Raw genomic sequence first — 15,045 nt, forward strand, 5'->3', positions numbered from 1 at the left:
TTACCCTTAGAGTTGCACGCCGGAGAAGGACATGAACCCGAGTGACATCAGCCCCACCGTGATGAAGGTGATGCCCAGCCCCTTGAGGCCGTCGGGTACGTCGCTGTACTTCAGCTTCTCGCGGATACCGGCCAGCAGCGTGATCGCCAGGGCCCAACCGGTACCGGCGCCAATGCCATAAACCAGGGATTCGCCGAAGTTGTAGTCGCGTTCCACCATGAACAGGGACGCGCCAAGAATGGCGCAGTTCACGGTGATCAGCGGCAGGAAGATGCCCAGGGCGTTGTACAGGCTGGGCACGTACTTATCCAGGGTCATTTCCAGGATCTGCACGATCGCCGCGATCACGCCGATGTAGCTGAGCAGCCCCAGGAAACGCAGGTCCAGGTTGGCCAGGGCATCGATGCCGGTCCAGGCCAGCGCGCCCTCGTCGAGCAGGTACTTAAGAATCAGGTTGTTCACCGGCACGGTGATGGTAAGCACCACGACCACGGCGATGCCCAGACCGATGGCGGTGGAGATCTTCTTGGAGATGGCGATGAAGGTACACATCCCCAGGAAGAACGCCAGCGCCATGTTCTCCACGAACACGGCGCGGACGAACAGGCTGATATAATGTTCAAACATTGGTTAACTCCCCTGTTCCACGCCGTTAAAACGCGTCGCTGACGCGGGTGTGCGGCTTCATCTTGAACTCGTCCTTCTCCACCTGCTCCGGCTTCCAGGTACGTACCGCCCAGATAAAGCAGCCGATCAGGAAGAAGGCGCTGGGCGGCAGCAGCAGCAGGCCGTTGGTCTGGTACCAGCCGCCGTCGGCGGTGCTCGGCAGCACCTGCATGCCGAACAGGCTGCCGGCGCCGAACAGCTCGCGCACGAAGCCCAGGGTAAGCAGCAGCACGGAGTAGCCCAGGCCGTTGCCGATGCCGTCCATGAAGGACGGAACCGGAGCGTTCTTCATGGCGAAGGCTTCGGCGCGACCCATCACGATGCAGTTGGTGATGATCAGGCCGACGAACACCGAAAGCTGCTTGGAGATGCTGTAGGCGTAGGCCTTCAGGAACTGATCCACCACGATCACCAGGGAGGCGATGATGGTCATCTGCACGATGATGCGGATGCTCGACGGGATCACGTTACGCACCGTGCTCACGAAAAAGTTCGAGAACGCGGTCACCATGGTCAGCGCGATGCACATGGTCACCGTGGTGCTCAGGTTACTGGTGACAGCCAGCGCGGAGCAGATACCCAGGATCTGCAGCGCGATGGGGTTGTTGTCGAAAATGGGACCGAACAACAGGTCCTTGGTCTTCTCCGCCATTACGCCTCTCCTCCAGTGTCGCCGGCGTTGGAGCCGTTATCGGCCTCGCCGTTGCGCATGCGTTCCAGATAGGGGCCAAAGCCTTTTTCACCGACCCAGAACCGCACCAAATGACTCACGCCCTTGCTGGTCAGGGTGGCGCCGGCCAGGCCGTCCACCTTGTTGTCCGCGTTGGGCGTGTTGCTGTCGACGGTGCCCTTGATCACCTGGATGGCCACGTCGCCGTCTTCGTCGTAAATCTTCTTGCCTTCCCAGAGTGCCTTCCACTTGGGATTGTCCACCTCGCCGCCCAGGCCCGGGGTTTCACCGTGCTGGTAGAAGCCCAGGCCGGCGATGGTCTTGGCGTCCGGTTCCAGTGCCATGAAACCGTACAGGGTGGACCACAGGCCGTAGCCGCGCACCGGCAGGATGATGCGGCTGAGATCACCGTTGTCGTCGCGGGCCAGGAATACCTCGGCCACGTCCGCCTGGCGCTTGATGCTGGCGATGTCCTCCTCGCCACTGAGCGCCTCGCTCTGCTGCGGGTCCTTGGAGGCCTTGAGCTGGTCGTAGGAGTCCGGCTTGTCGACGTACTCCCCAGTGTCCAGATCGACGAAGCGACGTTCAATGGTCTTGAAGGCCGCCTCCACGTCCATGCCGGGCTGGTAGAGGCCGGCGGCCTGGAGGATGTTGACGCGGCGGTCCAGGGTCTGGTTCTTCTGCTGCACGGGGCGCAGGGTCACGGCGGCGGTGGACACCACCACCGCGCACACCAGACACACCAGAAACGCGACCGTGAGGGTTTTTGCTACGCTCTCTTTGTTTCCAGCCATTACACCGCTCCACCGGTCCGACGCAGGCGACGACGGATGTTCGCCTGAGTCACGAAGTAGTCAATCAGGGGCGCGCACAGGTTACCGAACAGGATGGCCAGCATGATGCCTTCCGGGAAGGCCGGGTTGACCACCCGGATCAGTACCGTCATGACGCCGATCAGCGCGCCGAAAATCAGCTTGCCGGTATTGGTCATGGCCGCGGACACCGGGTCGGTGGCCATGAACACCAGGCCGAACGCCAGGCCGCCTACGGTCAGGTGCCAGTACCAGGGCATGGCGAACATCGGGTTGGAGTCGCTGCCGATGGCGTTGAACAGGCCGCTCATGGCCACCAGGCCGATCAGCACGCCGAGCATGATGCGCCAGGAGGCGATCTTGGTGAGCAGCAGGAAGGCCGCGCCCAGGCCGATGGCGATCACCGAGGTTTCGCCGATGCAGCCCTGGATGCCGCCCAGGAAGGTATCCATCCAGGCCAGGCTCTGGGTGGCGCCGTTGGCGCCGGCGGCCAGGGCGTTCTCGGACAGGCCGGCGGCGAAGTTCAGATCACCGTTGGCCGCCAGCCCCAGGGGGGTGGCGCCGGAGAAGTTGTCCACGGCGGTCCACACGGCGTCGCCGGACATTTGCGCCGGGTAGGCGAAGTACAGGAAGGCACGACCGACCAGTGCCGGGTTGAGGAAGTTCTTGCCGGTGCCGCCGAACACTTCCTTGCCGATCACGATGCCAAAGGAAACCCCCAGCACCACCTGCCAGAGCGGAATCGACGGCGGCAGGATCAGGGTGAACAGGATACCGGTGACGAAGAAGCCCTCGTTCACTTCATGGCCGCGCTTCCAGGCGAACAGCGCCTCCCAGAAGAAACCGGTCAGGTAGACGGCGATCAGGATCGGCACGTAGTAAACCAGGCCGTGCAACAGATTGGCCCAGAAACTCTGGTAGTCGAAGCCGGTGAGCGCCATCACCAGGTCCGCGCGCCAGCCGGGGATGGCGTCGTAACCGAACTCGGTGATCTGCAGGTTGGCCTGGTAGCCGGTGTTGTACAGACCGAACAGGATCGCCGGGAAAGTGGCGAACCAGACCGTCATCATGATGCGCTTGAGGTCGATGCCGTCGCGCACGTGGGCCGCGGACCGGGTCACCGAATCCGGGCTGTACAGCATGGTGTCGAACATCTCGAAGAAGACGTAGTACTTCTCGAGCTTGCCGCCCTCGTGGAAGTGAGGCGCGATTTTGTCGTCGATGTAGTTTCTCAGGCCCATCTCAGCTCTCCGCCTCGATCGTGGTCAGGTTGTCGCGCAGGATCGGCCCGTATTCGTACTTGCCGGGGCACACATAGGTGCACAGGGCCAGGTCCTCTTCCACCAGCTCCAGGGCGCCCAGCGCCACGGAACTGTCGGTGTCGCCGACGATCAGGGAACGCAGCAACTGGGTGGGCAGGATGTCCAGCGGCATGACCTGCTCGTAGGCACCGATCGGCACCATGGCGCGCTCGCTGCCATTGGTGGTGGTGGTGAGGTTGAAGCGCTTGCCGGGCATCAGCTTGGACAGGTAGATGTTCATCACCGAGAAGCGGTTCATGCCGGGGGAGATATAGCCCAGCAGTTCGCGGTCGCGGCCTTCGCGCAGCACCGTCACCTGGTTGCTGACGCGGCTGAGGAACATCATCGGGCCACGGGCATGGTGGCCGTTGAACACGGAACCGCCAATCAAGCGGTTATCGCCTTCCTTGAGTTCACCTCGGGTGAAGTCTTCCAGGCTGGCGCCGACGCGGGTGCGCAGCAGGCGCGGCGTCTTCACCTGCGGGCCGGTCAGGGCGACCACGCGGTCGGTGGCGAGGCGGCCTTCGGTGAACAGCTTGCCAATGGCGATCACGTCCTGGTAGCCGAGGCTCCAGACGGTTTTTTGCGGGCCTACCGGATCCAGATGATGGATATGGGTGCCGGCGTTGCCCGCCGGATGCTTACCACCGAAGGTTTCCTCACGGACCTGGCCTTCGGCGAAGGACGGCAGGTTGCCGCCGGCCGCCTTGCACACCCATACCGGACCGTCGGTGAGGCGGGTGAGAACGGTGAGACCGTGGCGGAAAGCGTCTTCGTTTTCCTTGATCACCACCGCCGGGTCCTGGGCCAGGGGGTTGGTGTCGATGGCGGTCACGAAGATGGAGTTGGGGGTGCTGCCCGGTGCCGGCACCTTGCCGTAGGGGCGAGTGCGCAGCAGGGTCCACTCGCCGGAGTCGACCAGTTGCGACTGCACGGCTTCCCGATCCAGGGACGCCAGGGACGCGGGGTCGTGGGCGGTGAAGGTGACTTCCTCTTCCTGATCGGCGATTTCGATCACCACGGACTGGAGGACGCGTTTGTGGCCGCGATTCACGGCCGTCACCTTGCCGCCGGCGGGCGCGGTGTATTTCACACCGTCGGTCTTTTTGTCCGTGAAGAGCAGCTGGCCCTTCTTGACCGTGTCGCCTTCGCGGACCTCCATGGTCGGTTTCATCCCCACGTAGTCGCCGCCGAGCACGGCGACAGAACGGACCTGATGACCCTCCTCGATCGTCTGACGCGGCGCGCCAGCGATGGGCAGGTCAAGCCCCTTCTTGATTTTGATCATAGTGTCTCGCCCACGTTGCGTGTTGCTGAAGTCGAGCGGCGCATTCCCCGGGGACCGCTGAGTCGCGGTGGAGGCGGGAAGGCGCGCGAAAACCGGTAGAAAGCGTCAGGAACACCCGTTCGGGAGGTACCGGGCACCCAGCTCCGGAGAAGCCGGCCTGGGCCGGCGCGCGACATTATAATGACCGTGCGGTCCGGATGCCAGGATTGACCTTGTGGGTATTCCCTGAAAATTGTCCACGGCGAGGCCCGGCAAGGGGAACGCCATGGGCGATACTCTCAAGAAAAAGCCCGCTTACGCGGGCTTTTCCGTGACCGGTCAGTCTTTCGGGTAGCGCGGATATTCCACGCCGGACAACAGTTGCAGGAGGCGCACCACCTGGCAGCTGTACCCGAATTCGTTGTCGTACCACACGTACAGCACACAGTGGCGGCCATTGTTGACAATGGTGGCCTCGGCGTCGATGACGGCGGCGTGACGGGAACCGACGAAGTCGGTGGAGACCGCGTCCGGGCTGCTGATGAAGTCAATCTGACGCTGCAGCGGCGAGTGCAGGCTCACCCAGCGCAGGTATTCATTCAGCTCTTCGAGCGTGGTTTCCTTGCCCAGGGTCAGATTCAGGATCGCCATGGACACGTCCGGAGTCGGTACCCGGATGGAGTTGCCGGTGAGCTTGCCGGCCAGATCAGGCAGCGCCTTGGCGGCGGCGGTGGCGGCACCGGTCTCGGTCAGAACCATGTTCAACGGCGCGGCGCGGCCACGGCGCGGGCCCTTGTGGAAGTTATCCAGCAGGTTCTGGTCGTTGGTGTAGGAGTGCACGGTTTCCACGTGGCCCACTTCGATGCCGAACTTGTCGTTCAGCGCCTTCAGCGGCGGCACGATGGCGTTGGTGGTGCAGCTGGCCAGCGACAGAATGGTGTCGGAGTCTTCCACCATGTCGTGGTTGACGCCGGGCACGATGTTCTTCAGGTCGCCCTTGCCGGGAGCGGTCAGGATCACGCGCTCCACGCCGGCGCACTGAAGGTGCTGGGAGAGGCCTTCGCGGTCCCGCCATTTGCCGGTGTTGTCCACCAGGATGGCGTTGTCGATGCCGTACTGGGTGTAATCCACCTTGGACGGATCGTTGGCGTAGATCACCTTGATGTAGTTGCCGTTGGCGATGATGGCGTTTTCTTCCTCATCGACGGCGATGGTGCCGGCGAACGGGCCGTGCACGGAGTCGCGGCGCAGCAGGCTGGCGCGCTTCTGCAGGTCTTCCTTGCCGGATTCACGGACCACGATGGCCTTCAGCCGCAGGCCGTCGCCGGAGCCGGTTTTTTCGATCAGCAGGCGGGCCAGCAGGCGGCCGATACGACCGAAGCCGTACAGCACCACGTCTTGCTGACCGGGCAGGTCGACCTTCTGGTTGACCGCTTCAGCCAGCTCGCCGCGCACGAACTCTTCCAGGGACAGACCTTTGTCGTCCTTTTTGTAGGCCACCGCCAGCTTGCCGATGTCGATGCGGCTCGGGCCGATGTCCAGCTTGGACACTTCCTGAAGGATCGGGAAGGAATCGACCACGGACAGGCCGCTTTCGGAGAGGCTCGCCTCGATTTGCTTGACGAACCGGTGATCCTTGAGGATCTGGATCACGGATTTGTTGACCAGGGAGCGACTGTAGACCTGGGTGGTCACATTCTTCTCCCGATACAGCCGGCCAATCATGGGGATCATGGCTTCGGCGATCTCTTCGCGGTTTTTCCAGCGTCCGAAGTGGTCTTCCAGTTTGTTCACGGGGCGCCTCTCAGTCAGGGTCTGCAGGTCGGTTTACCGGTCCTCGGCGGACCGGACCCGGGGCGCGCGCATGATAGCGCCAATACCCGCGTATATCCAGCCGCCGTGGGGACGCCAGACGCCGGACGCTGGACGCCAAACCCGAGGCGGCGCGGCAAGGAGTGTTTGCCCCGGCGCCCTCTCTCCGACTGGCCGGAAACACACCAATCATTCAAGGCCCGGGTTAGCGTCCGGCGTCCAGCGGCCCGCGCCCTAAACCAGCTCCTCGCCGGGACGCAGGCGCATCAGGCCTTCCTGGGCCACGGACGCCACCAGCACGCCATCGCGGCGGTAGATGTTGCCAAAGGTCAGCCCCCGGGCGCCGGCGGCGCCGGGGCTGAGGCAGTCGTAGAGCAGCCAGTCGTCGACCCGGAAGTCTTCGTAGAACCACATGGTGTGGTCCAGGCTGGCGCACTGCACGTTGCTCTGCCAGAAGGTCATGCCGTGGGGCTGCATGGCGGTACCCATGAAGCCGTAGTCGGAGCAATAGGCCAGCAGGGCCCGCTGGGTCATGCGGTCCGCCTGGATTTCGTCGGCCACCTTGAACCAGAAGCGCTTGACCGGCTCCCGGGATTCGGACTCGAACGCATCCCTCGGGGTCACCGGGCGGAATGTCAGCGGGCGCTGGCGCAGGAAATCGTCGCGGAACTGCTTGGGAATGCGCTCGGCCATGCGCAGGCGCGCCTGCTCGTCGGTTTCCAGCTCATCCGGCGCCGGCACCTCGGGCATCGGTGCCTGGTGGCGGGCGCCCTCCTCTTCCACCTGGAAGGACGCCGCCAGGCTGAAAATGGGACGCCCGTGCTGAATGGCGTTCACCCGCCGGGTGGTGAAGCTCTTGCCGTCGCGGATGCGGTCCACGTCGTAGATCACCGGCCGGCGGATATCGCCGGGACGCAGGAAATAGGCGTGCAGGGAGTGCACCGGGCGATCCTCCGGCACGGTCATGGACGCCGCCAGCAGCGACTGGCCGGCCACCAGGCCGCCGAAGATGCTGCGTTGCCCGTTGGCTTCGCTCTGGCCCCGGAACAGATTGTCTTCCAGGGGTTCCAGGCTGAACCGCTGCATTAATTCGCGAACCGCTTCTTTCATTGTCTGCCTCTGCGTATACCGAGCGGCGCGATGCTACCACAATCATCGCGGCTAAAGCCGCTCCTACGGTGAAGCCTCATGAACCCGCCACGCGGCTGCGCTACAATGCGCGCCCTCGATGGAGGCACGATGACCCTGTTACCCGATACTCCCCTGTTTCCCGCCGGCGCCGAGCACTTCAAGGATTGGCGCGGGCTTTCCGACGGCAGCCTGGCGGCGGTGCTGGCGCAGGTGGCGCGCTCCCTGGACGGCCCGCTGCTGGTGGCCGCGCCGGGCAGTGGCCGCGCCCAGCAACTGGCCGACGCTCTCAGCTTCTATCTGGCGAGCAACCCGATGGCCGAGCGGCCCGACCTGCCGGTGATGCTGTTCCCGGACTGGGAGACCCTGCCCTACGACCTGTTCAGCCCGCACCAGGACATCGTCAGCGACCGCATTCGCGTGCTCAACTGGCTGGGCAGCGCCCGCGCCGGCGTGCTGGTGGTGCCGATCAACACCCTGATGCAGCGCCTGGCGCCGCCCTCCCACATCAGCGGCAACAGCTTCATGCTGCGCGTCGGCGAGGCGTTCGACATGGAACGCACCCGCGCGCAACTGGTGGACTGCGGCTACCGGCAGCGCGACAACGTTTACGAGCACGGCGAATTCGCGGTACGCGGCGCCATCATGGACGTGTTCCCGATGGGCTCCAGCCAGCCATTCCGGGTGGAGCTGTTCGACCAGGACATCGAGTCCCTGCGCCTGTTCGACCCGGAGAGTCAGCGCTCCACCGGTCAGGTCAACGAGATCAACCTGCTGCCCGCCGCCGAGTATCCGCTCAGCGCCGAGGGCATTCGCCGGTTCCGTACCGCCTTCCGCGATACCTTCGACGTGGACCCGCGCCATGTGCCGCTCTACCAGGACGTGTCCGAAGGCATCGCGGCGGCGGGGCTGGAGTATTATCTGCCGCTGTTCTTCGACGGCCTGGCCACCCTGTTCGATTACCTGCCCGACAACGCCCGGGCCCTGGAGATGGCCGGCTGCGAGGAAGCGGCCCGGCATTTCTGGGACGAAGTCAGCGCCCGCCATGAACAGCGCCGCCACGACATCCACCGACCGGTGCTGCCGCCGGCGCGGCTGTTCCTGCGCCCGGACGAGCTGGACGCGGCCTGGAAGGGCCTGCCCCGGGCGCGCCAGCGCGACGGCGAGCAGGCGGTATCGTTCCAAGTGCAGGCGGCGCCGCCGGTGGCCGCCGACCCACGCGCCCGCAACCCGCTGGCGCCGCTGCACACCTTCGCCGACGAGCACCCGGACACGCGCATTCTGGTGGTGGCGGAAACCGCCGGCCGTCGCGAGGCGCTGCTGGAGTTGATGCAGAAGATCGGCATCCAGCCGGCGCTCAAGGAAGGCTGGGCGGATTTCATCGCCGACCCGCAACGCTGGAACCTGACCCGGGGCGAGCTGGACGCCGGCTTTTATGCCCCGGACCACGAGCTGCTGGTGGTCAGCGAGAGCGAACTGTACGGCGAGCGGGTGATGCAGCGCCGCCGCCGGCGCACCAGCGAGGACAGCGGCAACGAGCTGGGCATCCGCTCCCTGGGCGAGCTGAGCATCGGCGCCCCGGTGGTGCACCTGGATCACGGCGTGGGCCGCTACCAGGGGCTGGTGCACATGGAGGTGGACCGCCAGCAGCACGAATTCCTTCTGCTGGAATACGCCGGCGGCGACAAGCTCTACGTGCCGGTGTCCTCGCTGCACCTGATCAGCCGCTACGGTGGCGGCGACAGCCCGCCACTGAACCGCCTGGGTACCGAACAGTGGACCAAGGCGCGGCAGAAAGCCGCCGAGAAAATCAACGACGTGGCCGCCGAGCTGCTCAACACCTACGCTCGCCGCGAGGCCCGTCAGGGCCGCGCCTTCGCCGTGGAGGCGGAGGATTACGAACGCTTCGCCGCCGGCTTCCCGTTCGAGGAAACCCCGGACCAGGAAGCGGCGATCCGCGCGGTGATCAGCGACATGCAACTGGCCAAGCCCATGGACCGGCTGGTGTGCGGCGACGTCGGCTTCGGCAAGACCGAGGTGGCGATGCGCGCCGCCTTCGTGGCGGTGCAGAGTGGCAGCCAGGTGGCGGTGCTGGTGCCCACCACCCTGCTCGCCCAGCAACACTACGAATCGTTCGTCGACCGCTTCGCCGACTGGCCGGTGAACATCGAAGTGCTGTCCCGGTTCCGCAGTGCCAAGGAAAAGAGCGAGGTGCTGGCGCGCCTCAAAGCCGGCAAGGTGGACATCATCGTCGGCACTCACCAGTTGCTGCAGGAGTCGGTGTCGTTCTCCGACCTGGGGCTGATCATCGTCGATGAGGAACACCGCTTCGGCGTGCGCCACAAGGAGCGCCTCAAGGAACTGCGCGCCGAGTGCGATATTCTCACGCTCACCGCCACGCCGATCCCGCGTACCCTGAACATGGCGATGAGCGGCATGCGTGATATTTCCATCATCGCCACGCCGCCGCAGAAGCGCCTGTCGGTGAAAACCTTCGTGCAGCAAAAGAACGACACCGCCCTCAAGGAAGCGATCCTGCGTGAGCTGCTGCGCGGCGGCCAGGTGTACTACCTGCACAACGACATCGACACCATGGCGCGCACCGCCGAGGAGCTGCGCAAGATGGTGCCGGACGCCCGCATCGGCATCGCCCATGGGCAGATGCGCGAGCGCGAACTGGAAGCGGTGATGAGCGATTTCTACCACCGCCGCTTCAACGTGCTGGTGTGCACCACCATCATCGAAACCGGCATCGACGTGCCCAGCGCCAACACCATCATCATCGAACGGGCCGACAAGCTGGGGCTGGCGCAGCTGCACCAGCTGCGCGGCCGGGTCGGACGCAGCCACCACCAGGCCTACGCCTACCTGATCACCCCCAGCCCCCGGGCCATGACCAAGGACGCCCTCAAGCGCCTGGAGGCCATCGAGCAGGCCACCGACCTGGGCGCCGGCTTCGTGCTGGCCAGCCAGGACCTGGAAATCCGCGGCGCCGGCGAACTGCTCGGCGAGGAGCAGCACGGCAACATGGAAGCCATTGGCTTCTCGCTGTACATGGAAATGCTGGAACAGGCCGTGGAAGCGCTCAAGAACGGCGAGCAGCCGGACACCGCCAAGCCACTGTCCGGCGGGCCCGAGGTGAACCTGCGCATTCCGGCGCTGATCCCGGAGGACTACCTGCCCGACGTGTTCACCCGCCTGACGCTGTACAAGCGCATCGCCGGCTGCAAGACCGCCGAGCAGCTGGACGAGTTGCAGGTGGAGATGATCGACCGCTTCGGCCTGCTGCCGGACCCGCTCAAGAACCTGTTCCAGGTCACCGCCCTGCGCCAACGCGCCGAGCGCCTCGGCATCACCCGCCTGGACGCCCATGCGCGCGGCGGCAAGCTGGAATTCGCCGAGCGTACCCCGGTGGACCCGCTCACCATCGTCAAGCTGGTGCAGTCCGGCCCCAACATCTACAAGCTGGAGGGCGCCAGCACCCTGCGCTTCGAGCTGGAATCGGACAACGCCGCCGAGCGCATCGAAGTGGTGGCCGGAGTACTGGCGCGCTTGGCCGGCGGTGAAAGTGGCCGCTAACCAAGCAAGATGTCGGCATCCTCACGGGTAATACCCCGCAGAAAGTCCATGACGGCCCGTATGCGGGGCACCTTCTCAAGATCCCGGTGCACCACCATCCACCAGTCTCTCGTCAGATGAATCTCGTCCCGAAACAACCGGGTCAACCGTGGCTCATTCTCGGCCATGAAGGCGGGCAGCATGGCCATGCCAGCACCCGCGCAGGTAACTTGAAACTGGGCAACCAGACTACTGCAACTCAAGCTCACTCTGGGAGAGTCAATCACGTCGGGTAGCCACTGCACATAGGGCACCTCAATCAAATCCTCCACGTAGGTCACAAAGACGTGATCCTCCAGATCGTCCAAGCTTCGCGGGCTCCCGCTGCGCTCCAGGTAGGAGGGGGCCGCGTAAAGTCCGACTGAAAAGCCAGTCAGCTTCTCAACCAGAAAACGGCCACGCTGTGGCTCCATCATGTTCAGGGAAATATCCGCCTCCCGTTCCGCCAAATTTACGATATGTGGCGCCGTCACCAGTTGAATACTCAGGTTCGGATGAGCGGCAACAAGCATGCCCAGCTTCGGCGCCAGGTAAAAACTGCCAAAGCCCTCCATGGTGGATATGCGCACCACGCCCAATAGATCACGTGATGCGTCTGTAACACTATTTGCGATCTCCTCGCTCAGCACTTCCATGCGGCTGGCGATTGAGTAAATGCGTTCGCCTTCCGTATTGAGGCTAAGCGACCTGCCTTTTTTTTCAAAAAGGCTCATGCCAATCGTCTCCTCGAGACCCGCCAGTCTCCTACGCACGGTGGTCACATCCACGCCAAGCCTTTCGCTAACCGCGGCCAGCGATGGTCCACGTGCCACCTCCAGAAAAATATTCAAATCAGACCAGGAAGGTTTGGCCATAAAAAACCTCCATAAAAACAAGGCAAAAATGCACGGACATCAGTGGTTTTTTTACCTGTTGTGTAAAAAAAAACTCAAAAATATACTGCGTTTTTTTGTGAATTCCAGCAAGACGGGCCTCTCAGAAACAGATAAAACCCTAGAGGAAAAACCATGAAACTCTGGATATCTGATCTTAACAAACAGGAGCGGCGCACCATGAGTGCCTGCTTCGGTGGCTGGGCGCTGGATGCGTTCGATGTTCAAATATACAGCTTTGTTATACCTACTCTTGTCGCTGTATGGGGGATGACCAGGGCCGAAGCTGGTTATCTAGGCACGGTGGCCTTGGTGTTCTCCGCGGTCGGCGGCGCCGTGGCTGGCAGGCTGAGTGATCGTATCGGTCGGGTCCAGGTCCTTAAACTGACCGTCGCCTGGTTTGCCCTTTTCACCTTCCTGAGCGGGTTTGCACAGAACTTCGAGCAGCTATTGGTTCTGCGCGCTCTTCAAGGCCTTGGTTTTGGCGGCGAGTGGGCCGCTGGCGCTGTTCTGATGTCGGAAATTATTCGCCCACAATATCGTGGTCGAGCGGCTGGTACGGTACACAGTGGCTTCGCGGTAGGTTGGGGTGGCGCGGCACTCGTATATGCTTTGGTGTTTTCACTCGTACCCCAGGAGTACGCATGGCGATGCCTCTTCTGGCTCGGCATCCTGCCCGCCTTTCTCATCGTCGTGATTCGCCGCTACGTCAAGGAATCGGACACCTTTGAGGAAAAAGCAAAACAGATTTCCACGCACAAAGTTAGTGCGCTAGCAATTTTCAAACCCCCTCTTTTACGAAAAACCCTGGCATCTTCCTTATTTGCCATTGGCATGCAAGGTGGTTACTACGCCGTGGTCACCTGGCTTCCCACCTATTTGAAAACCGAGCGCAACCTTTCGGTGCTTGGGACCGGCTCCTATCTTGCGGTGGTCATTATTGGTGCATTTCTGGGTTTTCTGCTAGGTGCGCATTGCGCGGATGCACTCGGTCGCAAAAAGACACTAATGACTTTTGGCATCCTATCCGCGGCGATGGTTTGCCTGTATATGTTCGCGCCACTCTCGAATTCCGCCATGTTGATCCTGGGCTTCCCGCTGGGACTGTTCGCCAATGCCATGTTCGCTCCAACCGGTGCATTCTACGCTGAGCTGTTTCCCACCGAACTGCGCGGTACCGGCCAGGGCTTCGCGTACAACCTCGGCAGGGGCGTCGGGGCCTTCTTCCCCGCGTTGGTCGGCTTATTGAGCGCCACCATGCCGCTGGGCATGGCCATCGGTATCTACACCGTTGGGGCCTATGGCATTGCCATTATCGCGCTCCTGTTCCTGCCAGAGACACAGGGTGTTGCACTGGACTCCAATCAGAACGAGCCCCTGGTCGGCGATGAGCTGCCGGTCAACACCCCGACGCGCACCACCTCTTAACCAATATTCAGTAGGAGACTGACATGCAAAACCACGTACGCGCAGCGGTCGTACAGACCGGATCGGCGATGTTCGATATCGATGCCACGCTCGATAAAGTTGAGAAGAATACCGTTTTGGCGGCGCAGCAGGGTGCACAACTGGTGGTGTTCCCCGAGGCCTTCGTATCGGCCTATCCAAAGGGCCTTGATTTCGGCTCAACTATCGGCGGACGCACTCCAGGGGGGCGGGAAGACTACCGGCGCTATTACGACAGCGCCATCGAGGTGCCCTCAGTGCATAGCGAGCGCCTTGCGCAGATCGCAGGCGACCTGAATCTATATATTGTCATCGGCGTCATCGAGCGAAGTGGTGGCACACTTTACTGCACGGCCTTGTTCCTTGGCCCGGAGGGCAGGCTGCTCGGCAAGCACAGGAAGCTGATGCCGACGGCTGGCGAACGATTGGTTTGGGGCTCCGGGGACGGCTCGACCCTACCCATCTTCGACACGCCTTTCGGACGCCTTGGCGCCGTGATTTGTTGGGAAAACTACATGCCACTGATGCGCATGGCCATGTACGCCAAAGGCGTGCAAATTTACTGTGCGCCGACTGCGGATAACCGGCCAACCTGGGTGCCCACCATGCAGCATGTCGCACTGGAAGGCCGCTGCTTCGTGCTCTCCGCTTGCCAGCATCTACGGCGTAAAGACGCACCCGAATGGTATCAGGCCATTCAGGGCAACGATCCGGAAACCGTGTTGATGAGAGGCGGGAGTTGCATCATCAGTCCTCTAGGCGAAATCCTCGCCGGCCCTGTTTTCGATGAGGATGACATTCTTGTTCATGATCTCGACCTCGCCGATCTGGCCCGGGCCAAATACGACTTTGACGTGGCGGGCCACTACGCCCGTTCCGACATCTTTCGCCTTCATGTCAACGAAGCTCCGATGCCCCCCGTTGTATTTGAATAACCCCGGCCCCGACCTTGAAAAGGAGACATATCCGCACATGCGAAGCTTGCCTGAAGAAAACGAAATTGATCTGAACCCAAGCCATCTTTCCACTAGGAAGAACATTGTTAGGGTTTTCTATAAGGACATATGGGACCAACAAAAGGTTGAATTGATCCCCAAGGTCTTCCACCAAAACTTCACTTTCAGAGGCTCTTTGGGCCCTGTACTGATTGGCCACGAACAATTTAAACAATACGTGCTATGGCTAACCGAAGCGTTGGAGGATTATACCTCCGACATCCTGGACCTCATTGAGGAAGGTGATCAGGTTTCGGGCAAACTGCGCTTCCATGGCATCCACCGGGACCTCTTCTTCGGACACCCACCCACCCAGGAGCGTGTCTGGTGGCACGGCGCCCCGATCTTCACCTTCGAGGGCGACAAAATCAGGGATCTTTGGGTATTGGGTGACATCTACGGTCTCGTCAAACGACTGGAAACCTCGGAAAGCGCGGTGGAATTTTCCGTGCGGTGAC

The 15,045-nt window shown here is 62.5% G+C and carries 12 protein-coding genes; 4 read left to right on the forward strand and 8 right to left on the reverse strand.

The window, feature by feature from the left end; all coding sequences use genetic code 11:
* Window positions 1–6: 6 nt before the first annotated feature.
* The 7 genes from nqrE to tesB all read right to left on the reverse strand — a co-directional run bounded on the left by nqrE (window position 7) and on the right by tesB (window position 7,638).
* Window positions 7–627 carry an NADH:ubiquinone reductase (Na(+)-transporting) subunit E gene (gene nqrE / locus ACLD02_RS10635; protein ID WP_194297618.1) on the reverse strand — a complete coding sequence of 207 codons (621 nt, stop codon included), beginning with the start codon at window positions 625–627 and terminating at the stop codon, window positions 7–9.
* Window positions 628–652: 25 nt separating this feature from the next.
* Window positions 653–1,318: an NADH:ubiquinone reductase (Na(+)-transporting) subunit D gene (locus ACLD02_RS10640; protein WP_203102339.1), complete on the reverse strand. Its 666-nt coding sequence runs from the start codon at window positions 1,316–1,318 to the stop codon at window positions 653–655.
* Window positions 1,318–2,130, reverse strand: coding sequence for a Na(+)-translocating NADH-quinone reductase subunit C (locus ACLD02_RS10645; RefSeq protein WP_203102337.1), 813 nt, complete (start codon window positions 2,128–2,130; stop codon window positions 1,318–1,320). Before ACLD02_RS10645 ends, ACLD02_RS10640 begins: the two co-directional genes overlap by 1 nt.
* A complete protein-coding gene (locus ACLD02_RS10650) occupies window positions 2,130–3,389 on the reverse strand; it encodes an NADH:ubiquinone reductase (Na(+)-transporting) subunit B (protein ID WP_203102335.1) in 1,260 nt (419 codons plus the stop codon). The genes ACLD02_RS10645 and ACLD02_RS10650 overlap by 1 nt, the downstream gene beginning before the upstream one ends.
* 1 nt (window position 3,390) lies before the next feature.
* A complete protein-coding gene (locus ACLD02_RS10655) occupies window positions 3,391–4,737 on the reverse strand; it encodes a Na(+)-translocating NADH-quinone reductase subunit A (RefSeq protein ID WP_203102333.1) in 1,347 nt (448 codons plus the stop codon).
* A gap of 318 nt (window positions 4,738–5,055) precedes the next feature.
* Window positions 5,056–6,510, reverse strand: coding sequence for a glyceraldehyde-3-phosphate dehydrogenase (locus tag ACLD02_RS10660; RefSeq protein WP_203102331.1), 1,455 nt, complete (start codon window positions 6,508–6,510; stop codon window positions 5,056–5,058).
* A 252-nt stretch (window positions 6,511–6,762) separates the two neighbouring features.
* The gene (gene tesB / locus ACLD02_RS10665) at window positions 6,763–7,638 is read right to left on the reverse strand and encodes an acyl-CoA thioesterase II (RefSeq protein WP_203102329.1); all 876 of its coding nucleotides are present in this window, start codon (window positions 7,636–7,638) and stop codon (window positions 6,763–6,765) included.
* 129 nt (window positions 7,639–7,767) lie between these two features.
* Between tesB and mfd the strand changes: the two genes are divergently transcribed.
* Window positions 7,768–11,235, forward strand: a complete 3,468-nt coding sequence (mfd, locus tag ACLD02_RS10670) for a transcription-repair coupling factor (protein WP_203102327.1) — start codon at window positions 7,768–7,770, stop codon at window positions 11,233–11,235.
* Here the strand turns inward: mfd and ACLD02_RS10675 are convergent.
* On the reverse strand, window positions 11,232–12,128 hold the full coding sequence (locus ACLD02_RS10675; protein WP_203102325.1) for a LysR family transcriptional regulator: 897 nt from the start codon (window positions 12,126–12,128) through the stop codon (window positions 11,232–11,234). The two genes, mfd and ACLD02_RS10675, sit on opposite strands and share 4 nt — an antisense overlap.
* A gap of 153 nt (window positions 12,129–12,281) precedes the next feature.
* On the opposite strand from ACLD02_RS10675, the gene ACLD02_RS10680 reads away from it, so the two are divergent.
* From ACLD02_RS10680 to ACLD02_RS10690, 3 genes are read left to right on the forward strand one after another with little or no spacing between them, the layout of a single operon-like run.
* Window positions 12,282–13,574: an MFS transporter gene (locus tag ACLD02_RS10680; RefSeq protein ID WP_410298681.1), complete on the forward strand. Its 1,293-nt coding sequence runs from the start codon at window positions 12,282–12,284 to the stop codon at window positions 13,572–13,574.
* 23 nt (window positions 13,575–13,597) lie between these two features.
* Entirely contained in the window at window positions 13,598–14,527 is a 930-nt protein-coding gene (locus tag ACLD02_RS10685; RefSeq protein WP_410298682.1) for a nitrilase-related carbon-nitrogen hydrolase, read from the forward strand.
* 37 nt (window positions 14,528–14,564) lie between these two features.
* Window positions 14,565–15,044, forward strand: a complete 480-nt coding sequence (locus tag ACLD02_RS10690) for an ester cyclase (RefSeq protein ID WP_203102321.1) — start codon at window positions 14,565–14,567, stop codon at window positions 15,042–15,044.
* The last annotated feature ends 1 nt before the right edge of the window (window position 15,045 follow it).

The organism is Alloalcanivorax sp. C16-2 (assembly GCF_046507615.1).
GTDB lineage: Bacteria > Pseudomonadota > Gammaproteobacteria > Pseudomonadales > Alcanivoracaceae > Alloalcanivorax > Alloalcanivorax marinus_A.